The following is a 21,994-nucleotide window of genomic DNA, read 5'->3' as shown; positions in this document are numbered from 1 at the left end:
ATGCAAAGCCGCGACACACGCACTCCCATCCATTCCGGCACCGGCGGCCGGCATCGCGCCGCCGGCTTCACCCTGGTCGAACTGATGGTGGCCATCGTCATCATCGGCTTGCTGTCGACGGTGGTGATGATCAACGTCATGCCCAGCCAGGACCGCGCCATGACCGAAAAGGCGCGCGCCGACATCTCGGTGCTGGAGCAGGCGCTGGAGACCTATCGCCTGGACAACCTCGCCTACCCGAACACGGGGCAAGGGCTCGACGCCCTGCTTGACGCGCCGTCCGGCCTCGCGCGGCCCGAGCGCTACCGCAAGGGCGGCTATATCCGCCGCCTGCCCGACGATCCCTGGGGCCAGGCCTACCAGTACCGCCAGCCCGGCCGCAGTGGCGGTTTCGATGTCTTCTCTTTCGGTGCCGACGGTGCCGAGGGCGGCGAAGGCGACAACGCCGACATCGGCAACTGGCGCTGAGGCGAAGGCATGCGGCGCGCGCGCGGGTTCACCCTGGTCGAGCTGATGGTGGTGCTGCTGGTCATCGGCCTGGCCGGCGCGGCCGTGGCGCTGACGCTGCCCTCCAGCGACGACGCCCTGGCGAAGGAGGCGGAAACCTTCGCCGCGCGCCTGGCCCACGCCCGCGACGAGGCGATCCTCGGCATGCGCACGGTGGAGGTCCGCGTGACGGCGGGTGGCTACGGATTCTCGCGCCGGCGCTTCGATGGCTGGCAGCCGCTCGACGGCCGCGCCTTCGCCAGCGTGGACTGGGCGCCGGGCACTCAGCCGCGGCTTCCGCGGCGCGAGGCCGGGGTCTCGTTCCGCTTCGACCCCACTGGCGCGACGACGCCGCAAAGCCTGGTGCTGCTACGCGAAGGGCGGCGCGCGCGCGTGGCGGTGGGCGGTGGCGGCGAGGTGGAGATCGATGGCGTCGCCCGCTGACCCACGCGCCGCCGGCTTCTCGCTGATCGAGATGCTGGTGGCGCTCGCCGTGTTCGCGCTGGCCGTGCTTGGCCTGCTCAACCTCGCCGGCGAAAGCACGCGGACCGCGGTCGCGATCGAGGAGAAGGTGCTGGCCGCGGTGGTCGCGGACAACGTTGCCGTCGACGCCGCGACGCTCGACCTGCGCGCGCTTGCCGGCGACGCCGCGGGCAGCGAGGAGGCCGGCGGCGTCGCCTGGCGCTGGAGCCGCAGCACCACGCCGACCGCCGATCCGGCGCTGCTGCGCGTCGACATCAGGGTGTCGCCACCCGGCGGGGAGCGCGTGGCCGCCGAGGTGTCGCTGTTCCGGAGCGTGCCGCAGTGAGCCGCGCCGCCCCGCGAGGTGGCGCGCGTCCCGTTCGTGCGCCCGGTGCGGCCCCCGCCATGCGCGGGCAGCGCGGCTTCACCTTGCTCGAAGTGATGGTTTCGCTGGCGCTGTTCGGCCTGATCGCGGCCGCCGGCGTCGCCGCCATGGCCTACGCCGTCGACAGCCAAGGCGTGCTGCGTGCGCGCATGGACCGGCTGGGCGAGTTCCAGCGCGCGCGTGCGCTGCTGCGCGCGGACCTCTCGCAGGCCGCGCTGCGGATGGTACGGCGCGCCGATGGCAGCAACGCACGCGACGCCTTCACCGGTGGTCGCCCGGGTGAACCGGGGCCGCTGTTCGCCTTCGTCCGTCGCGGCCTGGAGAATCCGGATGGCAGCCCGCGCGCATCGCTGGAATACGTCGAATACCGCATCGTCGACGGCCGCCTGGAGCGCAGCGCGCGCACGGCCGTGGACGGCGCCGTTCCGCCATCGGCGCGGGTGCTGATCGACGGCATTTCGGCTGCACGCGTGGCCTACCTTTCCGGCGAACGCTGGAACGACGGCTGGCACGGCGGCACCACGGACCTGCCGGCGGCGATCGAACTGGAGCTCGAGCTCGACGGCATCGGCGGCGTGCGCCAGCGATTCCTGCTTCCGGGGATCGCGCAGTGAACCGTTCCTGCCGGCACGGGCCAGGCCGCGGGCACACTGCGTCCATCGTGTGCGAACGGGGCGCCGCGCTGCTGACCGTGCTGCTGCTGGTGGCGGTGATGGCCGTGCTGCTGGTGGCGGTGCTGGACGACATCCGCTTCGGCCTGCGCCGCACCGGCAACGCGCAGGCGCTGGTCCAGGCCCAGTGGTACGCGCTCGGCAGCGAGGCGCTGGCGCGCTCGCGCATCGCGCAGCTTGATGCCGGCGACCGCCGCACCACCCTGGTTGGAAACTGGAACGGCCGGCCCTTCGTGTTCCCGATCGATGGCGGCGCGATGCGCGTGCGCATCGACGACGGCACCGCTTGCTTCAACCTCAACAGCGTGGTCGAAGGCGTGGCCGGGCAATGGTCGCGGCGCGAGGCGGGCGTGCGCCAGTACCTCGCGCTGCTGCGGGCGCTGGAGTTCGATCCGGTGCAGGCAGCCACCCTGTCCGACGCCCTGGTGGACTGGATCGACAGCGATCAGCTGCCGGGGCCGGCGGGAGCGGAGGACGCGGCCTATGCCACGCGTGGCCCCGGCCATCGCACCGCCGGCGCCCTGCTCGCCGAAGCCAGCGAGCTGCGCGCGATCGCCGGCCACGACGCCGCGGCCTACGCGCGCCTGCGCCCCCATGTCTGCGCGCTGCCCGACAGCACGCTGGCGCCGGTGAACGTCAACACCCTGGAAGACGATGACGCCGTGGTGCTGGCGATGCTCAGCGACAACGCCCTCGACATCGGCGCCGCGCGACGCGTGATCGCCGCGCGCCCGGCCGGCGGCTGGTTGGACGTGACCGCGTTCGCGACCCAGCCGCCGGTGCTGGCGGCGCGGCTGTCCAACCCCGTGCTGGAGCAGCTTCGCGTGCGCACCCGCTATTTCAAGCTCCGCACGGAAGTGGAATACAACGGCGCCGAAGTGGTGCTGAGCGCGCTGCTCGACAGCGACTCCGATGGCCCCGCGCGCCTGGTGGCGCGCCGATGGACACACGACGAATGAGCAATCGCATCCTGTTCCTGCCCGCCGATCCCGCGGCGTCGGCCACCTGCCTGGGCCTGGCCGACGATGGCCGCGTGCTGTCGCGGACCGACATGCCGCCAGGGACCGTGGCGCCGGCGATGGCCACCGCGACGCGCACCGTGCTGGTGGTGCCTGGCGACGCCGTGCGCATCGACCGCATCGCACTGAAGGCGCACACCGCGGCCCAGGCGCGCGCGGCGGCGCAGGCCCTGCTCGCCGAGCGGCTGGCGCGCCCCGCCGCGCTGCACGTCGCTCTCGACGCCGGCGCCGCGGATGGAACCCGCACCATCGCGTCCGTGGAGCCCGCGGCCCTGCGCGAGTGGCTGGCGCGCGCGGCGGGCTTCGGCCTGCGCGCCGACGCCGCGGTCCCGGAGCAGCTGCTGCTGCCGCCGCCCTCCGGCGACGCGGACCCCGTGCAGGTGCTGGACGCGGGCGAGCGCTGGCTGGTGCGCGGCCCCGGCCTCGCCTTCTGCACCACGCCGGCGCTGGCGGCGCAGGTGCTGGTCGGACGGGAGCAGCTGCGGCTCCCGGGGGACCTGGCGGCCTGCGCCGCGCGCGCGCTGAATCCGGAAGTCGACCTGCTGCAGGGCGCGTTCGCGCCGGCTTCCGTGCACGACGGGCATGCGACGTGGCGGCGCCTGGCCTGGCTTGCCGCCGCCCTGGTCGCGTCGCCCCTGGTCCTCGTGGCGGCGCAGGCGCTGCGCCTGGAGCTGGCCGCGCACGCGCTGGAATCGCGCGCCGGGGCCCTGGTGCGCGACGCCCTGCCTGGCCACGCCGCCGGCACCGGCACCGGCACCGGCACCGGCGCAGACGCGCTCGCGCGCCAGCTCCAGGCCGTGCGCGAGCCGCATGCGTTCACGGCCGCGAGCGGCGCGCTGTTCGCCGCCGTCGCCGGCCGCGCCGGGACCCACCTGGTCGAACTCGAATACCTGCGCGGCGACCGCCTGCGCGCGGTCGTGTTCCACGCCGCGCCCGACGACATCGAGGCCATCCGCGGCGCACTTGCCGCCGACGGGTGGACGCTGGTGGAGGGCGGCAGCGGCGACGCCCCCGGCGGCCTGCATACCGGCCTGGCCCTGGAGCCTTCGGCATGACCATCGACACCCGGATCCGGAGCTGGTGGCGGGGCCGCGAACCCCGCGAGCGGGTGATGCTGGCGGTGATGGCCGCGCTGCTGGCGGCCTTCGCCTGGTGGTACGGCCTGCTGTGGCCACTTCAGGCGCTGCGCGAAGGCGCCGAAGACCGCCACGCGCGCGCCATCGCCGGCGTGCAGCAGGTCGAAGCCGAGGTCGCGATGCTGGCCGGTTCCCGCGGCTCATCGCCACCTGCCGGCGGCGAAGCCCTGCAGCGGCGGATCCTCGACAGCGTGCGCGAAGCCGGCCTCGCCCCGAGCCGCCAGCGCAGCGCCGCCGACGGCGCCTTCGTGCTCGATTTCGAGCGCGTGGCCTCGCCCGCGCTGCATGGGTGGCTCGGCCAACTGGCCGGGCGCGATGGCATCGCCCCCTCGTCGCTGCGCGTCGAGCGTGCCGACGGCGGCCTGCGCGCCGAAGTCGGCTTCGGCGGGGCGGCGCCATGAGCAGCCGTCACCTGGCGGCGTGGTTCGCCGGGGCCTTCGCGGTCGCCCTGCTGCTCGCGGTGCCGCTGCAGCTGGTGCTGCCACGCCTGCCGCTGCCGCCCGGGCTGTCGGCGGTGGACGCCGGCGGCAGCCTGTGGCGCGGCGAACTGCGCCAGCTGCGTTGGCACGGCGCGGCGTTCGGCGACGTCGGCACGCGACTGTCGCCGCTGCCGCTGCTGGCCGGCCGCCAGCGCCTGCGGCTGCACACGCCGGAGGCCCTGCTGGTGCTCGAAGGCGGGCGCCTGCGCGGCATCGACGGCGGCAACGGCGTGCTGCCCCTGCCGGCGCCGCCGGGACTCGGCCTGCGCGCCTCGCTCGAGGACGTGCGGCTGCTGTTCGACGGCGAAGCCTGTCGCGAGGCCGGCGGCCGCGTGCGGATCGAAGCCACGCTGCCCGGGACCGGTCCTGCAGGGCACGCGTTTCCGCCGATGCTGCTCAGCGGCAGCCCGGCCTGCGAAGGCCGCACCGGCTCGCTCGCCCTGCTTCCGGAGGATGCCGGCGGCCGCCTGCACCTGGAAGCCACCTTCGCCATCGAGGCCGACGGACGCTACACCCTGCAGACGCTGGCCCGCAGCGACGAGCCCGCGCTGCGCCTGGCGCTGCTGGCCGCCGGCTTCCAGGAGGCTCCGGGCGGCCTCAGCCGCGTGGACACGGGCCAGCTGGGCGGCTGAGCCGCGGCCGCGGCCGCGGCCGCGGGTGCGGGTGCGGGTTGGCGGGTTGGCGGGTTGGCGGGTGTTCTGGCGGCCAGGCCGCGGCGGCGCCATACGCTGCGTTCCAAGGCCGCTCACGGTGCGCGCGTTAAACTCCATCGCCCCCCTGATGACCGGATCGTGACGTCCCGATGAAATTCCTGTTGCTGCCGATCGCCCTGGCCGCCGCCTGCTGCCTTCCCGCCCACGCCGAGATCCCGCTGGGCACCGTCGCCGGCTCCGACGTCGCATTCGAAGGCATGTTCCAGGTCGACGGCTACTGGTTCGACAATGACCTGATGGACCTGGACGGCCGCGACGACGGCCGCGACCGCGCCACCGGCGTGCGCCGCTTCGAACTGGTGCTCAAGGGCAGCGGCCCCGGCAACCTGTCCTGGGTGCTGGGCTACGACGTCGAAGGCGAAAGCTACCTCGACAACAACCTGTCCTGGCGCTTCGGCGGCGACGACGGCCCCAGCCATACCCTGCTGCTCGGCCAGTCCAAGCAACTCAACGGACTGGAAGAACTGTCCTCGGCCAAGAACAACGACTTCATCGCCAAGGCCGCCGCCACCGGCACCTTCGCCACCGGCCGCCGCCTGGGCGCGACCTGGAGCTACGACGCCGGCGGCCACGGCGCCACGCTGGGCTGGTTCGGACGCAACCTCGACCACGATGCCCACGGTGCGGGCTACGGCCTGCGCACCTGGTGGGCACCAGTCCGCGACGAAGGCCAGGTGCTGCATCTCGGCCTCAGCCACGTCGACCGCGATACCGACAGCGACCAGCTGCGCCTGCGCGCGCGCCCTAACGCCGACTTCGCCGAACGCCTGGTCGACAGCGGTCCGATGGCCGACGTCGACCGCCTGGCCACCACCGGACTCGAGGCGCTGTGGATCCGCGGCCCGCTGAAGCTGCAGGGCGAGTACTTCCTCGCCCGCGGCGATCGCATCGATGCATCCGCCTACGACACCAGCGGCGGCTACGCCAGCGCGATGTGGACACCGGGCGGTACCACCTGGGACTACCGCGGCGGCCTGCCGCGCACCCAGGTGGGCGACAGCGGGCTCTGGCAGCTGGGACTTCGCTACGACCAGCTCGACCTGGACGACGGCGCCGTGCGCGGCGGCCGCATGGAGGCCTGGACCGTGGGCGTCAACTGGTACTGGCGCAGCAACGCCAAGCTGGCCCTGAACTACGTCGACGTCGCCAGCCGCCGCACGGACGCCGCCAGCGGCGCCGTGGTCAGCGACGACCCGTCGATCGTCGAAGCGCGGGTGCAGCTGCACTGGTAGCGCGACTCGCGCGCGGGCCCGCGGCACGCATCGAACCGGGTCACACCGCGGTCATATTCCTGCAACAGGCGCGACACCGCCAGGCGCCAGGCTTCGGTCAAACCGGAGCCCCGCATGCACTACACCATCGTCACCGAGACCTATCCGCCCGAAGTCAACGGCGTAGCGCTCACCGTGCAGGAGCTGGAGCGCGGACTCCGCGCCCGCGGCCACGAGGTCGAGGTCGTGCGCCCGCGGCAGCATCGGGGTGAAACCGGGGCCGCCGGCCACGTGCTGGCCCGCGGCGTCCGGGTGCCGTTCTACGCCGGCCTGCGCTTTGGCCTGCCCTCGGTCGCGAAGCTTCGCCGCCGCTGGCGCCGGCAGCGCCCCGACGCGGTGTACATCGCCACCGAGGGCCCGCTGGGCTGGTCGGCGATGCGCGCCGCCAAGGCGCTCGGCATCCCCGTGGCCTCGGGCTTCCACACCCGCTTCGACCACTACATGCGCGACTACGGCGTGGCGTTCATGCAGCCGCTCGCGCTGGCCTGGATGCGGCGCTTCCACAACGGCTCCGCCGCCACCCTGGTACCGACCAGGGAGCTGTGCGCCGAGCTTGGACGCCTGGACTTCGAACACGTGGTGCACCTGCCGCGCGCGGTCGACACCCGGCGCTTCGACCCGGCGCACCGCGACGTCGCGCTGCGCGCCCGCTGGGGCCTGGGCCCCGACGACCTCGCCGTGGCCTACATCGGCCGAGTGGCCGCGGAAAAGAACCTCGACCTCGCGGTCCGCGCCTTCCGCAGGCTGCAGGAACTGCGGCCGGACGCGCGCTTCGTCTGGGTGGGCGAAGGCCCCGAGCTCGCGCGGATCCGCGAGGCCAACCCGGACTTCATCTACTGCGGCCTGCAGCGCGGCGACGACCTTGCCCGCCACTTCGCCAGCGCCGACCTGTTCCTGTTCCCGAGCCTCTCCGAGACCTTCGGCAACGTCACCATCGAGGCCATGGCCAGCGGCGTGGCGACCGTCGCCTTCCGCTACGGCGCCGCCGCCGAACACCTGCGCCACGGGCTGCACGGCGCGGCGATCGAGCTGCACGACGAAGCCGCCTTCATCGATGCCGCCTGCCGGCTTTCGCTCGAGGACCGTTCGCGTCGCGACATGGGCCAGGGCGCGCGCATGGCGGTGCAGCCGCTGCGGCCGGCCCAGGTCGCCCCCGATTTCGACGCCATCCTGCGGGGAATCGCCCGCGACCGGAGCCACGCCGATGTCCACCCTGCCCTCGCATGACCGCCGGCTTTGGGCCGACAGTTTCCTCTGCCTGCGCACCAACGGCTGGTGCGCGCGCAGCGGCGTGCTTCGCGTCTTCGCAGCGGTCAGCCGCGCCGGCGACGGGGTGGCCTGGTACCTGCTGATGGCGGCGATGGTGCTGGTGGATGGCCTGGACGGCCTGCGCGCCTCGGCGCACATGGCCGCCACCGGCGCCGTCGCGCTGCTGCTGTACAAGGGGCTCAAACGCTGGACGCGGCGCCCGCGGCCCTATGCCGCCGACGTCCGCATCCGCGCCTGGATCGCGCCGCTGGACGAGTTCAGCTTCCCGTCGGGCCACACCCTGCACGCGGTCGCCTTCACCATCGTCGCCCTGGCCTACTACCCGCCGCTGGCCTGGCTGCTGCTGCCGTTCACCGCGATGGTCGCCCTGTCGCGCGTGGTGCTGGGCCTGCACTGGCCCAGCGACGTGCTTGCCGCCACCGTGATCGGCTCGCTGCTCGGCGGCGGCGCGCTGTGGCTGGGTTCGCACGTCCCGGGCCTGTCCTGAGCGCACGCGTTCAGCGGCCCGAGGACGGCAGCGCCGCGCCCACGCGGTACCAGTCGATCCGGCGTGTGAGGACCATGATCGCCGCCAGCACCACGAACAGCAGGCCGGCACCCAGCACCAGCGCATTGTCCTCGGAGACCAGCAGGCCATAGAGGGCCGCATAGAGCAGGGCCAGCATCGCCGCGAAGCCCGCGCCGCGCATCGCACCACCGAGCACCGCCGCAAGGTAGAAGCCGATCAGCCCGATGCACGCGGCCGCCGCCGACAGGTAGGCGAACCCGAACGGGATGTGCTCGCCCAGGCTGACCAGCAGCAGGAAGAAGATCGCGATCGCCAGGCCCACCAGTCCGTACTGGATCGGGTGGATCGGCTGCTGGCGGATCAGCTCGAACATGAAGAAGGCGACGAAGGTCAGCAGCACGAACAGCACGCCGTATTTGGTCGCCCGCTCGGCCTGCAGGTAGGCGTTCACCGGGTCGACCAGGGTGATGCCGGCGGCGTCGGGATCCGGGCTCCAGTGCAGCGACGGACCGGCGTCGCCCAATGACGCATGCCGGCGATAGCGGCGCTGGGCGTCGGTGGCGAGCGACGCCACCTTCCACTGCGCGCGGAAGCCGGCGCCGTCGCGGTCGTGCACCGGCGACAGCCCTTCGAAGCGCGGATGCGGCCAGCTCGAGCGCAGGCGCAGGTCGTTGTCGCGCGCCAGCGGCATCATCGCGAATGACTCGGTGCCACGCAGTTCAATGTCCAGCCGGGTCTCGAAGGCGAGCCGTGCGCCCGCCGCCGGGGCCGGCAGGCGCGCATGCACGCCGGGACCGTCCTCGTGGCCGATGCCCTGCGCCAGCGGCAGCGCACGACCACCGAACTGCATCCGCGGCAATTCGCGCAGGCCGCGCACGTCGGCGATGCCGAAGGCCAGCCAGGGTTCGCCGATGCTTCGCTCGGCGCCCTCGGGCCCGTCATCGGGAACGCTTGCGTCGAAGCGCGCCTGCACCGCGCCCTGCCACTGGTAGACGCGGACCTCGTGCAGGCCGCGCCTGCGGGTCTCGGGCACCAGTTCACCGTCCACCACCAGGGTCTCGGGGAAGAACGTCCAGTGCCGCGTGCGCCGCCGCAGCGTGGTGCGCATGACGCCGGCGGCGTCGGCCACCTGCTCGCGCACGTTCTCGGTATAGGGCACCACCAGCACCGGCCCCGACACCACCTGGCGGCCGCCGAAGCTGGCCGCGATGCTCGCCACCGCTTCCGCGCGTCGTGACTGCCGTTCCTCCACCACGCCGCCCACCATCGCCAGCGGCACCAGGATGGCGAGCGTCATCGCCGCAACCATCAGGATCTTCAACCACAGTCTCATGTCCAGTCCTCCCGGGAAGTGCGGGCAGCCTGGCGGGACAGCGTGTGTGGAGTGCGGGGTGACGGTGAGGCGAGTGTGAAGTCGGCGATCAGCCAGCGGGCAGTTCGATGCCGGCAAGCGCACCGCCGCCGTCGCGATTCCGCAGCGACGCCCGGCCACCATGCAGCTTGGCGACCTCGGCGACGAAGGTCAGGCCGATGCCGCTGCTGCGGCCGGCATCGCCCGGGCGCGACAGCGAATAGAAGCGCTCGAACACTTGGTCCAGCGCGTAGTCCGGGACGCCCGGGCCGTCGTCGGAAACGTCCACCGCCACGCCGCCGTCGCGCGCGCGCAGCGCCAGCAAGACCCTGCCGCCGCGCGGCGAGAACGCGATCGCGTTGTCGACCAGGTTCTCCAGCGCCTGGCGCAGCAGGAACGCATCCCCGACCGGCGAGGGCAGCGGTTCATCGGCCTCGAGTTCGAGCACGACGCCATCGGCACGCAGCCGGGGCGCGACTGCTTCAGCGACATCGCGCGCGATCGACGCCAGGTCCACCGGCGCCGGATCCTCGATGCGCTGGCGGTGCTCCACCGCGGCCAGCGCCAGCAGCTTGTCGATCATTGCGGCCATGCGTTCGCTCTGGGCGCCGATGTTGGCGGCGAAGCGCCGGCGGTCGGCTTCGGGCAGCGGTGACTCAAGCAGCTCGGCCGAGCCGCGGATCGCCGCCAGCGGCGACTTCAGCTCGTGGGTCAGCGTGTGCACGTAGCGCTCGACGTAGCGGCGATCTTCGAGGCGTTCGCGCATGGTCTGCAGCGCGCGCCCGAGGTCGGCGAACTCGCCCGCCGAGCGCGGCAGCACCGCGCGCCGCCCGGCGGTGACCGCGTCGGCATAGCCGCGCAGGCCGCCGAGCTGGCGCGAGAGCCACCAGGCCGCGGACAGGCCCACCAGCAGCGCGCTGCCCAGCAACACCATGCCCCAGCGCAGGATCACCGCTTCGCTGCGGGCGATGAACGGCGCCATCGCACGGTTGGGCTTGGACACGGTGAGCACGCCGGCGATGCGCGCGCCGTCGCGGATCGGCGCGGCGACGTGCATCACCGAGCTGGCGTCGTCATCCGGGTCGCTGCGCGTGGAGCGCGCGCCGTAGCGCCCGCGCAGGGTCAGGTGGACGTCGTTCCAGCGCGAGTAGTCGGCGCCCAGGTCGCGGCCGGCGGAATCGAACACCACGATGCCGCGGTCGTCGGTCACCGTCACCCGATAGTTCACGTCGCGCTTCTCGAAGCCCCAGATGCCGGCGCCGATGTCGCGCCCTGCCAGCGCCCGGATGCGGGTCGCGAAGCGGCCGTCATCGATGCGGCCCGACAGCAGGTCGTCGGTGGCGAGTTCGGCCAGCACGTTGGCGGTATCCACCAGGGTGTCCTCCATCGCCTGGCGCACGCCGGGCTTCACCTCGCGCAGGAACACCTGGCCCAGCAGCAGCGCCGCCAGCGCCACGATCAGGAAATAGCCCAACAGGATGCGCAGGCCGATGCGCACCGGACTCAGTCCACGTCCAGCGAATAGCCGATGCCGCGATGCGTGCGCACCGGTTCGACGCCGGCGTCGACCGCGCGCAGCTTGCCGCGCAGCGTCTTGACGTGGGTATCGACGGTGCGTTCGCCGCTGTCGAGGGCGTCGTCCCAGGCGCGGTCGAGCAGCTGCGCGCGACTGAGGATGGCGCCGGGGCGGCGCAGCAGCTCGGCGAGCAGGGCGTATTCGTAGCGGGTCAGGTCCAGCAGTACGCCCGTGAAACGGACCCGGCGCGCGGCGGGATCGTGTTCGAAGCGGCCATGCCTGGCGGGTGCAAGGGCGGACTCGGCCTGCGCCCCGCGCCCGTCTGCGGCCGCCGGATGCCGCCGCAATCGCGCCCGCACGCGCGCCGCCAGTTCGCGCAGGGAGAACGGCTTGGCGATGTAGTCGTCCGCGCCCAGCTCCAGGCCCAGCACCCGGTCGACCTCGTCGCCGCGCGCGGTCAGGAACACCACCGGCACCGCGCTGAAGGCGCGCAGCTGCCGGCAGACCTCGAAGCCGCCGATGTCCGGCAGGCCGACGTCGAGCAGCACCAGGTCGATGCCGCCGGCGCGCACCCGTACGGCGACGCCGCCACCCAGCAGAAGATGCTCGACCACGTGGCCCTCGGCCCGCAGGGCGTAAAGCACGGCCTCGGCAATCGCCGGATCGTCCTCGACCAGCAGCAGGGTGGATGGCGTCGTCGGCGCGTGCGCGGGCATGGCGCGCAGCATACCGGGGCCGCGGGCCGGCGCAGGACCGGTATCCTTCGCCGATGAATTACCGCCACGCCTTCCACGCCGGCAACCACGCCGACGTCCTCAAGCACGTCGTCCTGCTGGCCCTGTGCGATGCACTGGTGGCCAAGCCGGCGCCGCTGTTCGCGCTCGACACCCACGCCGGCCGCGGCCTGTACCACCTTGCCGGCGCCAGCGCGAAGCGCACCGGCGAGGCCGACGACGGCATCGCCCGCCTGTTCGCCGAGACGCCGAAGGACCCGCTGCTGCGCCGCTACCTGGACGCCGTCCGCGCCTGCCGCCAGTTGCACGGCGCCGATGCCTACCCGGGCTCGCCATGGCTGCTCGCGCACGCGCTGCGCGCCGACGACCGCATCGCCTGCTGCGAACTGCAGCCGGAGGAAGTCAAGGTCCTGGGCGCCACCTTCGCCGACGACCGCCGCGTGCGCGTGCAGGCCGGCGACGGCTATGCCGCCATGCGCGCCCTGCTGCCGCCGCGCGACGGCGACACCCGCATCGGGCGCGGCCTGGTGCTGGTCGACCCGCCCTACGAAAGCCAGTTGGCCGAGTTCGATGATTCCCTGGCCGCGATCCGCGACGGCCTGCGGCGCTTCCCGCAGGGCGTGTTCGCGCTCTGGTACCCGATCAAGCTGCGGCGCACGCTTGGGCCGTTCCAGCGCCGCGCCGCCGACCTGCCGGCGAAGTCCGCGCTGCTGGCCGAACTGATGGTGCGCCCGGACGACTCGCCGCTGCGCATGAACGGCAGCGGCCTCATGGTGGTCAATCCGCCATGGCAGTTGGACGCCGTGCTGGAGCCGGCGCTGGCAGCCCTGGCCCGGGCCCTGGGCGAACGCGGCGCGAGCGCGCGCCTGCACTGGCTGCGCAGCCCCCCCTGAACCCCACCGGCCGCGGCCGCATGCACGCCCGCTGCCGGCCGTCGGGGCCGGGATGTAGAGGCCGGCTTCACTTCGACCGTGACAGCATCCGCTCCATGGTCGCAAGAAACCGCCTTCCGCCGTGGCACGAGGAGATCCGCCTCGGCAACGGCCGTGACGTCCTGATCCGCCCCATCCGCTCCGAGGATGCGCCCGTGCTCCGTGCCGGCTTCGAGCTGATGGAGCCCGGGGAACTCGGTCGCCACCTGCTTGCCGGCGCCGATGCCATGGGCGCGGAAGAGGCCATGCGCCTCGCCCAGCCCGATGCGCGCACCGCCTTCACCCTGGTCGTGTCCGAGCCGCTGCCGCCGGGCGAGGCGATGCTCTCCGGCCTGGCCCACGCCGCCGTGGTCCCCGGCACGCGCGAGGCGCGGTTCGCGATCCTCGTCGGGCGCAACGTCGCCGGCATGGGGCTCGGCCGCCACCTCATGCGCCGCGTCACGCGCTGGGCGCGCGGCAAGCGGCTCGATGCGGTGCACGGCGACGTGCTCGAGGACAACGGTCCCCTGTTGGACCTGGCGCGCTCCATGGGCTTCGAGCTGGTCGAGGGCGCCGACCCGGGCTTCGTTCGCCTGCGCCTGCCCTTGGCCGCGACCACGCCGGTTGCCGGCGTCGACAGGACCACGGGTTAAACTGCGCGCCCTCGCACCGGCGGCGCCACGCCGTCGGCGCCGCCGCCTTTCCGCGCGTTGAATGACCGACAAGACTCCCCCAGCCAGCTCCGCCCCCCTCCTGCTGCCCCGTCCCCCGCTGCCCGGTCCCGGGCGCCCGCGGGCGTGGTGGCGCGCACCGGCCTCGCGCTCGGCGCTGGCCTGGTTCGTGGCCGCGGCCGCGCGCGCCCACGACGGCGTGCTGCTGGCGGTGGCGCGCGACAACCATGCGGCGACCCAGATAGAGGCCGACCTGCAGACGCTCCTCGGCGCCGACCCCACGCTGCCGGTGCTTGGCTTCCCCGACTGGGAGACCCTGCCCTACGACCGCTTCAGCCCGCACCCGGAAATCGTCTCGCAGCGCCTGGCCACCCTGCGCCGGCTGCCGACGATGACGCGCGGCGTGCTGGTGGTGCCGGTGCAGACGCTGATGCAGCGCCTGCCGCCGCTGTCCTACGTCATCGGCAACAGCTTCGACCTGCGCGTGGGCCAGCGCCTGGACCTCGACGCCGAGAAGCGCCGCCTGCACGCGGCCGGCTACCGCAACGTGCCGCAGGTCTACGATCCCGGCGATTTCGCAGTGCGCGGCGCCCTGCTCGACGTCTATCCGATGGGCGAGGCGGCGCCGTTCCGGGTCGAGCTGCTGGACGACGAGATCGACACCATCCGCGTCTTCGACCCCGAGAGCCAGCGCTCGCTGGACAAGGTCCAGGCGATCCAGCTGATGCCCGGCCGCGAGGTCCCGCTCGACGAGGCATCGCGCGGGCGGGCCCTGGACGCGCTGCGCGAACGCTTCGACATCGACACCCGGCGCAGCGCGCTGTTCCAGGACCTGAAGGCCGGCGCGGCGCCGGCGGGCATCGAGTACTACCTGCCGCTGTTCTTCCCCGACGGCGCCACCGCCACCCTGTTCGACTACCTGGGCGAGGCCACCCTGCCGCTGGTGGACGAGGGCGCGCCGGCCGCGGCCGATCACTTCTGGGCCCAGACGGAGCAACGCCACGAGCAGCGGCGCCACGACGTCGAGCATCCCGTGCTGCCGCCTGGCGCGCTGTGGCTGGCGCCGGACGAACTGCGCGCGCGCTTCAACGACGCGCCGCGGATCGAGCTCGCGGGCGCCGACCATCCGCGCCACGCCGAGGCCGCGCGCCTGGGCGAGCAGCCCGCGCCGGAACTCCCGGTGGCCGCGCGCCACGACGCCGCCGCCGCGCCGCTGAAGGACTTCCTCGGCAGCTATCCGGGCCGCGTGCTGGTGTCGGCCGACAGCGCCGGCCGTCGCGAAGCCCTGCTGGAGGTGCTCGACGCCGCCGCCCTGCGGCCGCAGGTGCTGCCCGACTTCCGCAGCTTCGCCACCGGCGTCGCGCGCTTCGCGATCGCGGTCGCGCCGCTGGAGGACGGCTTCGCGCTTGACGGCGACGCGGCCGGCGGCGGCGAGCCGCTGGTAGTGCTCACCGAGCGCCAGCTGTTCCCCGAGCGCGCGACGCAGCCACGCCACCGCAAGCGCGTCGGCCGCGAGCCCGAAGCGATCATCCGCGACCTCGGCGAGCTGTCCGAAGGCTCGCCGATCGTGCACGAGGACCACGGCGTCGGCCGCTACCGCGGGCTGGTGACGCTGGAAGCCGGCGGCATGCCCGCCGAGTACCTGGAGATCGAATACGCCAAGGGCGACCGCCTGTACGTGCCGGTCGCGCAGCTGCACCTGATCAGCCGCTACTCCGGCGCCTCGCCGGAGACCGCGCCGCTGCATTCGCTGGGCGGCGAACAGTGGACCAAGGCCAAGCGCAAGGCGGCCGAGAAGGTCCGCGACGTCGCAGCGGAACTCCTGGAGATCCAGGCCAAGCGCCAGGCCCGCGCCGGACTCGCGATCGACGTCGACCGCGGCATGTACGAGCCCTTCGCGGCCACCTTCCCGTTCGAGGAAACGCCCGACCAGCACGCCGCCATCGAGGCCGTGCTGCGCGACCTGCAGTCCTCGCAGCCGATGGACCGCGTGGTCTGCGGCGACGTCGGCTTCGGCAAGACCGAGGTCGCGGTGCGCGCGGCGTTCGCCACCGCCGCCGCCGGCAAGCAGGTCGCGGTGCTGGTGCCGACCACGCTGCTGGCCGAGCAGCACTACCGCAACTTCGCCGACCGCTTCGCCGACTGGCCGATCCGGGTCGAGGTGCTGTCGCGCTTCAAGAGCACCAAGGAGATCAAGGCCGAGCTGGAGAAGGTCGCCGAGGGCACGATCGACGTCATCGTCGGCACCCACCGCCTGCTGCAGAAGGACGTGCGCTTCAAGGACCTCGGGCTTGTGATCGTGGACGAGGAGCAGCGCTTCGGCGTGCGCCAGAAGGAGGCGCTGAAGGCGCTGCGCGCCAACGTGCACCTGCTCACGCTCACCGCCACCCCGATCCCACGCACGCTCAACATGGCCATGGCCGGGCTGCGCGACCTGTCGATCATCGCCACCGCCCCGACCAACCGGCTGGCGGTGCAGACCTTCGTCGTGCCCTGGGACGATGCCCAGCTGCGCGAGGCCTTCGACCGCGAGCTCGCGCGCGGCGGCCAGCTGTTCTTCCTCCACAACGACGTCGAGTCGATCGGCCGCATGCTGCGCCAGCTGCAGGAGCTGGTGCCCGAGGCGCGCATCGGCGTGGCCCACGGGCAGATGCCCGAGCGAGAGCTGGAACGCGTGATGCTCGACTTCCAGAAGCAGCGCTTCAACGTGCTACTGGCTTCGACCATCATCGAATCCGGCATCGACATCCCCAATGCCAACACCATCATCATCAACCGCGCCGACAAGTTCGGCCTGGCACAGCTGCACCAGCTGCGCGGCCGCGTCGGACGCTCGCACCACCGCGCCTATGCCTACCTGGTGATCCCGGACAAGCGCTCGATCACCTCGGACGCGCGCAAGCGCCTGGACGTGATCGCATCGATGGACGAGCTGGGCGCCGGCTTCACGCTCGCCACCCACGACCTCGAGATCCGCGGCGCGGGTGAGCTGCTGGGCGAGGACCAGAGCGGACAGATGGCCGAGGTCGGCTTCAGCCTCTATACCGAACTGCTGGAGCGCGCGGTGCGTTCGATCAAGCGCGGCGAGCTGCCCGACGTCGACGGCACCGCCGCGCGCGGCGCCGAGGTCGAGCTGCACACGCCGGCCCTGATCCCGGACGATTACCTGCCCGACGTGCATGCGCGACTGACGCTGTACAAGCGCATCAGCTCGGCCCGCGACGCCGAGGCGCTGCGCGAGCTGCAGGTGGAGATGATCGACCGCTTCGGCCTGCTGCCCGACCCGGTGAAATACCTGTTCGCGATCGCCGAGCTGAAGCAGCGGGCAACCGACCTGGGCATCCGCAAGATCGACATCGGCGCCAGCGGCGGGCGGGTGCAGTTCGTCGAGAAGCCGTCGATCGATCCGATGGCAATCATCAACCTGGTCCAGGGCCAGCCGAAGAACTACCGCATGGACGGCCCCGACAAGCTCCGCCTCACCCTGGAACTGCCGACGCCGGAGGAGCGCCTCCAGGCCGCCCGCGGCCTGCTGTCCGTCCTCGCGCCCAGCCGCTGACCCGCGGCGGGAGGGGCCATGGCGGCGATAGCAAAAGCTTTTGCCACGGATTTGCGCAGGTAAGGGCGGATTTACACGGATAGAGCGAAAAGGCGGAAAAAGCGAAGAGCTTTCTGCCACGGATTTACGCGGATTACGCGGATCGGAGCGGGGCCAGCGCGGGCAAGGCGCTCCGTACGGGGCTCCTTTCTTCCAAACGGTTACTGGACGAGGCGGGCTGGATGAGCCCAGGGGCAACACGTTGGCCTGATCCATATCCGCGTAATCCGCGTAAATCCGTGGCTAAAAAGCTTCTGCCCTATCCGTGTAAATCCGCCCCTATCCGCGCAAATCCGTGGCAAAGGCTTCCGCGTCAGCCCTGCGAGCGATTGGTCGGGGTGGCGGTAGCGGCGGAGTCGGCGATGCGCCACAGGTACAGGCCCGCATGCGTGCGGTACGGCCCCCAGCGCTCGCCCCGGGCCGCGAGCTCGCGCGGCTTGGGCATGTCCTCCGTGCGATCCACCAGTTGGGCACCCTTGCGGATGCCCAGGTCGTCGACCGGCAGCACGTCCGGGCGGCCAAGGCGGAACATCAGCATCATCTCGACCGTCCAGCGGCCGATGCCGCGGATCGGCACCAGCGCCGCGACGATGGCGTCGGCGTCCATGACCGACATCCGCCGCAGGTCGGGAATCTCCCCCCGGGCCTCGCGTGCCGCCAGGTCGCGCAGGGCCAGGGCCTTGTTGCCGGAGACGCCGCAGGCGCGCAGGGTCGCATCGTCGATGCGGCCGAGGGTGTCGCTGTGCAGGCGCGCGCTGCCGATGGCCGCCTCGACCCGCCCCACGATCGTCGAGGCCGCCTTGCCGCTGAGTTGCTGGAACAGGATCGCCCGCGCCAGCGCATCGACCGGGTCGAACGTACGCCGCCACCTCGGATCAGGGTCGATCGGACCCAGGCGCCGGATCCAGGTGCCCAGGCGGCGGTCGCGGCGCGCCAGCCAGGCTTCCGCCTCGAGGGTGTCGTAGCCTCGCGAGAACCGGGGCATCGCCTCAGCCCCGCAGCGCGGCGACGGTGTGGGCGAGCCAGCCGAGGATCATCAGGCTCCCGCCCGCCGGCGCCAACCGCGTCGGCAGAGCAAAGAAATGTGCGCCGGCCAGCGAACCCGCGAACAGCAGCACGCCCAGCAGCAGCGCCCACAGGGCCGCCGTGGCCAGGCGTCCGCGCGCGCGTGGCGCCAGCGCCGCCAGCGCCAGCCCGTGGCCGAAGGCGAACGCGGCGGCCAAGCCGAGGCGCATTCCGGCTTCCGGACCCGCGGCATGCGACGCGTATGCGGCCAGCGCCACCGCAACCGCCGCCAGCAGCGCGCCCGCGGCAGCAAGGGATCGAAGGCCCGCAGGCCGCGCCTGGGTGAAATCGGCATTGATCATCGCGTGCTGCTCCGTAAAAGCAGAACGCCGCATCCAGGGATGCGGCGTTCTGCGTGGCACATCATTCATCCGGCCTCGCGGCTCAGCGCTTCAGGTTCCAGAACACCTTGAACTGGCCTTCGGCGGTGAACGCGGCATCGATGCCGTTGACGTAGTACTCGTACGGCCGGCCGATGGCTTCCTCGCCCTGGGTCAGCGCCCAGGCGCGGGTCGCGTTGCGCGCAGCGTCGAGTTCGGCCATGTAGCCCTTGTAGTCGCCGCGGACCACGTACAGCGGCTCGCTGCGGACATAGGTCACCGGGCCCAGCAGCTTGAGCGAATCCTCGTCGATGGCTTCCGATTCGGTCACCGCGAAGGCCGGGGCGGCAGGTGCCTGCTCGCCATCCTCGCCTTCACCCGTGGCTTCGTCGTCCGCGGCGGCATTGGCATCGTCATCGGCGGCACCGGTGCCCTTGCGGCGCACGGCCTGGACCACGTCGAAGGTGTAGGTCGCACTCGCGAACTCGGTGGTCACGATGCGCACCGGACCGATCGGCTCGAGATCGCTCTCGGCCATGGTGCGGTTGATCCACTCGACGTTGTCCTTCATCGCCTTCTTGATGACGTCGTTGTTGCGCTCGATCGCGCCGGCGTTGACCACCAGCAGGTTCTCGGCCGGGATCTCGGCGAGCTCGAGGCCGGTCAGCGTCGAACCCTCCACGCGGTAGTCGAAGTTGGGCACCGAGGCCAGCATGTTGCTCAGGCGACCAAGGCCGAGCTTGATGGTGTCGCCGGTGTTGCGGCTGACATACAGGCCAGCGTAGCGACCGAGCAGGTTCCAGCCGTAGTCGACGCTGTAGTGCTGGGTGATCTCGATGTTGCGGCCACCGCGACCGGTCGGCTTCAGTGTGAAGCTGGTCTGCTTGTTGGAGCCGCGCTTGATGTCCTCGATCTTGTAGACCACGCGCGCGTCCTGGTCGGACTCGACGATCTCCCAGCTGCCCTTGCCCACGCCCGACACTTCCGAGTCGTAGTCGATGCGGGCGCCGACGCCCGAATCCGGGCCCGAACGGTTCAGCGCGACCTGGCCCAGCGCAAAGGGATGCCAGTCGTCGAAGCGCTTGAAGCTGTTGAGCGTGTCGAACACGATCGCCGGCTTGCGATTGGTCTCTACGCTTTCGGTCAGGGAACGGCTGGACGGCAGCAGCACGCCGACGACGATGAACAGCACGGCGACAATCGCCAGGGAAATCAGGAGCTCAAGAAAACGGGTCATTCAGGGTTCTCCGGGACCAGGACCGGCCGAGGCCGGGGCGCAGACCGGCAATCCTAGCAAGATTGCCGCCGCCGCCGCGACCTTCGCAGCGCGCTTTTTTTCGATATCCGGCTTCGCGGGTGCGCCGCGGCCACCGCGCGCGCGTCGACTCAGACCAGTTGGAGCTCGAAAGCCTTGAGCACCGCCCTCGTGCGGTCGCGCACCCCGAGCTTGCTGAGGATGTTGGACACGTGGTTCTTGATCGTGCCTTCGGCCACGCCCAGCGAGTTCGCGATCTCCTTGTTGGAGAACCCCGAGGCCATCAGGCGCAGGATCTCGGTCTCGCGATCGGTCAGCGGATCCGGGCGGTCGAGGCTGACGAAATCGTTGCGCATGTGCTCCAGGCCCGACAGCAGGCGCTGGGTGACCGCCGGCTGCACCAGCGAGCCGCCGCCGGCCACGGTGCGGATGGCCCCCACCAGTTGCTCCAGCGATACGTCCTTGAGCAGGTAGCCCTTGGCCCCCGCCTTGAGCCCGGCCAGCACCAGCTGGTCGTCGTCGAAGGTGGTGAGGATGATCGTGGGCGGCAGGGTCCCGGCCTGTGACAGCGCCTGCAGCGCCTCAAGGCCCGACATCGCCGGCATGCGCATGTCCATCAGCACGACATCCGGGGCGACCTGCGGGATCATCTCCACCGCCTGGCGGCCGTCAAAGGCCTCGGCCACCACTTCGATGCCGCCATCAAGCGCGAGCAGGGAGCGGATGCCCTGGCGTACCAGGGTCTGGTCATCGACCAGGCACACGCGGATGGCGCGCTGGGGATCGCTGGTACCGGTGGTCATGGAGCCTCCGTGGTGATTGACGACGCCGCAGGCGGTCCCGCCACGGGCATCGCGATGTCTGGGACGTCGTCGGTGGGCAGCCGCAGGCGCAGGGTGAAGCCCTGCCCCGGCGCGGTCTCCGCGTCGACTTCGCCACCATACGCCGACAGTCGCTCGCGCATGCCGCGCAGGCCGTTGCCGGCGGTGAAGCCGTCGGCGCCGCGACCGTCGTCACGGGCCACCAGGTACACCGCGCCGCGGTCGAGCCGGTACTGCAGCTGCAGCACGTTCGCCTGCGCGTGGCGCACGGCGTTGGTGATGATTTCCTGGGTGCAGCGCAGCAGCACGTGGGCACGCTCGGGATCTTCCATCGGGAACGGCCGCGGCAGCCGCATCTCGACCTTCAGCCCCGGCACGTTGCCCACCAGGGGCTCCAGGGTGGCGGCCATGTCGATGGTCTCGTTGCCGCGGATCTGGCTGACCGCTTCGCGCACGTCGGACAGCAGCAGCCGCGCCAGGGTGTGCGCCTGGCCCACGTGCTCCTGGGCCTTTCCGCTGGTGAGGTGGTTGGCCACCTCCAGGTTCAGGCTGAGCGCGGTCAGGTGGTGGCCGAGCAGGTCATGCAGCTCGCGCGAGATCCGCGTGCGCTCGTTGACGCGCACGCTTTCCGCGAGCAGGGCCCGGGTCGCGCGCAGCTCGGCATTCAGCCGGCGCTGTTCGTCGCGGGCCTGGGCCTGCTGTCGGGCCACCAGGCCGGTGACGAAAGCGAAACCGGTGAAGCCGACGTAGAGGCTGGCCTGCAGGATGGCTTCGCCCCAGGAAAAGTCGAAGCCGCGCACATAGACCGGCACGATCACGAATTCGCACAGCACCAGCAGGGCCACGCCCTGCCAGACCGGAAGCAGCCACGGCAGCACGCTGGCCACCACCATCAACAGGATGCTGCCCAGCCCGCTCTGGCTGTAATAGCTGATCGCGATGGCGCCGCCGGCCAGGCCCGCCAGCAGCACCCGGTCCACCGCCCCGACCCGGTGCCGCCCCAGGCCCCGCGTCAACCAGGCATAGCTGGCGCCGAAAACCGCCCACGCCAACCACGCGCGGATGGCGCCGGGGGCAGCCGGCACGGAGAGGCCTTCGCGGTCGGTCTGGGGAATGGTCAGCAGCAGCAGTGGCAGGCCGATCACCGCCCAGGTGAACAGTCCCGCGTAACGTAGCAGCCGGTTGTGGTCGAAGCGCTGGAGCATGGCTGCATGGTAGGCGCAAGCGCCCCCGGGGCTACGGTCCGGAAGTCATGCCCGCGCCGGCGGCCATCCGGGTATGGCCACGCGATCGCGCCATGCGATAATGGCCGCTGTCGCCGGACGGGCGCCGCTGGCCCATGCGCCGCGCGCG

22 protein-coding genes are annotated in these 21,994 nt (G+C 72.1%); 14 read left to right on the top strand and 8 right to left on the bottom strand.

Annotation, left to right across the window (positions count from 1 at the left end; genetic code table 11):
* The 11 genes from gspG (at position 1) to ACW7G5_RS03530 (ending at position 8,378) form a co-directional block, all read left to right on the top strand.
* Positions 1-468: a type II secretion system major pseudopilin GspG gene (gspG, locus tag ACW7G5_RS03580; protein ID WP_457001887.1), complete on the top strand. Its 468-nt coding sequence runs from the start codon at positions 1-3 to the stop codon at positions 466-468.
* 9 nt (positions 469-477) lie between these two features.
* Positions 478-930: a GspH/FimT family pseudopilin gene (locus ACW7G5_RS03575; protein ID WP_457001886.1), complete on the top strand. Its 453-nt coding sequence runs from the start codon at positions 478-480 to the stop codon at positions 928-930.
* A complete protein-coding gene (gene gspI / locus ACW7G5_RS03570; RefSeq protein ID WP_457001884.1) occupies positions 914-1,294 on the top strand; it encodes a type II secretion system minor pseudopilin GspI in 381 nt (126 codons plus the stop codon). The genes ACW7G5_RS03575 and gspI overlap by 17 nt, the downstream gene beginning before the upstream one ends.
* 59 nt (positions 1,295-1,353) lie before the next feature.
* Entirely contained in the window at positions 1,354-1,947 is a 594-nt protein-coding gene (gspJ, locus tag ACW7G5_RS03565; protein ID WP_457001882.1) for a type II secretion system minor pseudopilin GspJ, read from the top strand.
* The gene (gene gspK, locus ACW7G5_RS03560; RefSeq protein ID WP_457001880.1) at positions 1,944-2,963 is read left to right on the top strand and encodes a type II secretion system minor pseudopilin GspK; all 1,020 of its coding nucleotides are present in this window, start codon (positions 1,944-1,946) and stop codon (positions 2,961-2,963) included. The genes gspJ and gspK overlap by 4 nt, the downstream gene beginning before the upstream one ends.
* Entirely contained in the window at positions 2,960-4,078 is a 1,119-nt protein-coding gene (gene gspL, locus ACW7G5_RS03555; RefSeq protein ID WP_457001878.1) for a type II secretion system protein GspL, read from the top strand. Before gspK ends, gspL begins: the two co-directional genes overlap by 4 nt.
* Positions 4,075-4,560: a type II secretion system protein GspM gene (gene gspM / locus ACW7G5_RS03550; protein WP_457001876.1), complete on the top strand. Its 486-nt coding sequence runs from the start codon at positions 4,075-4,077 to the stop codon at positions 4,558-4,560. The genes gspL and gspM overlap by 4 nt, the downstream gene beginning before the upstream one ends.
* Complete coding sequence (gene gspN / locus ACW7G5_RS03545; protein ID WP_457001874.1) at positions 4,557-5,270, top strand: type II secretion system protein N; 714 nt, start codon at positions 4,557-4,559, stop codon at positions 5,268-5,270. The genes gspM and gspN overlap by 4 nt, the downstream gene beginning before the upstream one ends.
* 170 nt (positions 5,271-5,440) lie before the next feature.
* Complete coding sequence (locus ACW7G5_RS03540; protein ID WP_457001873.1) at positions 5,441-6,583, top strand: OprO/OprP family phosphate-selective porin; 1,143 nt, start codon at positions 5,441-5,443, stop codon at positions 6,581-6,583.
* A gap of 114 nt (positions 6,584-6,697) precedes the next feature.
* On the top strand, positions 6,698-7,849 hold the full coding sequence (locus ACW7G5_RS03535; protein ID WP_457001871.1) for a glycosyltransferase family 4 protein: 1,152 nt from the start codon (positions 6,698-6,700) through the stop codon (positions 7,847-7,849).
* Complete coding sequence (locus ACW7G5_RS03530) at positions 7,827-8,378, top strand: phosphatase PAP2 family protein (RefSeq protein WP_457001869.1); 552 nt, start codon at positions 7,827-7,829, stop codon at positions 8,376-8,378. The genes ACW7G5_RS03535 and ACW7G5_RS03530 overlap by 23 nt, the downstream gene beginning before the upstream one ends.
* A 10-nt stretch (positions 8,379-8,388) precedes the next feature.
* On the opposite strand, the gene creD is transcribed toward ACW7G5_RS03530, so the two are convergent.
* The 3 genes from creD to creB form a co-directional block, all read right to left on the bottom strand.
* Positions 8,389-9,732, bottom strand: coding sequence for a cell envelope integrity protein CreD (gene creD, locus ACW7G5_RS03525; protein WP_457001868.1), 1,344 nt, complete (start codon positions 9,730-9,732; stop codon positions 8,389-8,391).
* Positions 9,733-9,820: 88 nt separating this feature from the next.
* Entirely contained in the window at positions 9,821-11,248 is a 1,428-nt protein-coding gene (gene creC, locus ACW7G5_RS03520; protein WP_457001867.1) for a two-component system sensor histidine kinase CreC, read from the bottom strand.
* A gap of 5 nt (positions 11,249-11,253) precedes the next feature.
* Positions 11,254-11,994: a two-component system response regulator CreB gene (gene creB, locus ACW7G5_RS03515; RefSeq protein WP_457001865.1), complete on the bottom strand. Its 741-nt coding sequence runs from the start codon at positions 11,992-11,994 to the stop codon at positions 11,254-11,256.
* 41 nt (positions 11,995-12,035) lie between these two features.
* On the opposite strand from creB, the gene ACW7G5_RS03510 reads away from it, so the two are divergent.
* The 3 genes from ACW7G5_RS03510 (at position 12,036) to mfd (ending at position 17,141) form a co-directional block, all read left to right on the top strand.
* Positions 12,036-12,893, top strand: a complete 858-nt coding sequence (locus ACW7G5_RS03510) for a 23S rRNA (adenine(2030)-N(6))-methyltransferase RlmJ (RefSeq protein ID WP_457001863.1) — start codon at positions 12,036-12,038, stop codon at positions 12,891-12,893.
* A gap of 95 nt (positions 12,894-12,988) precedes the next feature.
* Entirely contained in the window at positions 12,989-13,564 is a 576-nt protein-coding gene (locus ACW7G5_RS03505; RefSeq protein ID WP_457001862.1) for an N-acetyltransferase family protein, read from the top strand.
* 61 nt (positions 13,565-13,625) lie between these two features.
* Positions 13,626-17,141: a transcription-repair coupling factor gene (mfd, locus tag ACW7G5_RS03500; protein WP_457001860.1), complete on the top strand. Its 3,516-nt coding sequence runs from the start codon at positions 13,626-13,628 to the stop codon at positions 17,139-17,141.
* 352 nt (positions 17,142-17,493) lie between these two features.
* On the opposite strand, the gene ACW7G5_RS03495 is transcribed toward mfd, so the two are convergent.
* The 5 genes from ACW7G5_RS03495 to ACW7G5_RS03475 form a co-directional block, all read right to left on the bottom strand.
* Complete coding sequence (locus ACW7G5_RS03495; RefSeq protein WP_457001858.1) at positions 17,494-18,165, bottom strand: DNA-3-methyladenine glycosylase family protein; 672 nt, start codon at positions 18,163-18,165, stop codon at positions 17,494-17,496.
* 4 nt (positions 18,166-18,169) lie between these two features.
* A complete protein-coding gene (locus ACW7G5_RS03490) occupies positions 18,170-18,547 on the bottom strand; it encodes a DUF423 domain-containing protein (RefSeq protein ID WP_457001856.1) in 378 nt (125 codons plus the stop codon).
* Positions 18,548-18,629: 82 nt separating this feature from the next.
* Positions 18,630-19,802, bottom strand: a complete 1,173-nt coding sequence (locus ACW7G5_RS03485) for a polyketide cyclase (RefSeq protein ID WP_457001855.1) — start codon at positions 19,800-19,802, stop codon at positions 18,630-18,632.
* Positions 19,803-19,951: 149 nt separating this feature from the next.
* Complete coding sequence (locus ACW7G5_RS03480) at positions 19,952-20,623, bottom strand: response regulator (protein ID WP_457001853.1); 672 nt, start codon at positions 20,621-20,623, stop codon at positions 19,952-19,954.
* Positions 20,620-21,846, bottom strand: a complete 1,227-nt coding sequence (locus tag ACW7G5_RS03475; RefSeq protein WP_457001851.1) for a sensor histidine kinase — start codon at positions 21,844-21,846, stop codon at positions 20,620-20,622. Before ACW7G5_RS03475 ends, ACW7G5_RS03480 begins: the two co-directional genes overlap by 4 nt.
* Between the last annotated feature and the right edge of the window lie 148 nt (positions 21,847-21,994).

This window comes from Luteimonas sp. A501 (assembly GCF_054052085.1).
The sequence above is the reverse complement of the archived record's forward strand: the minus strand, read 5'-3'. Positions and strand labels throughout refer to the sequence as shown.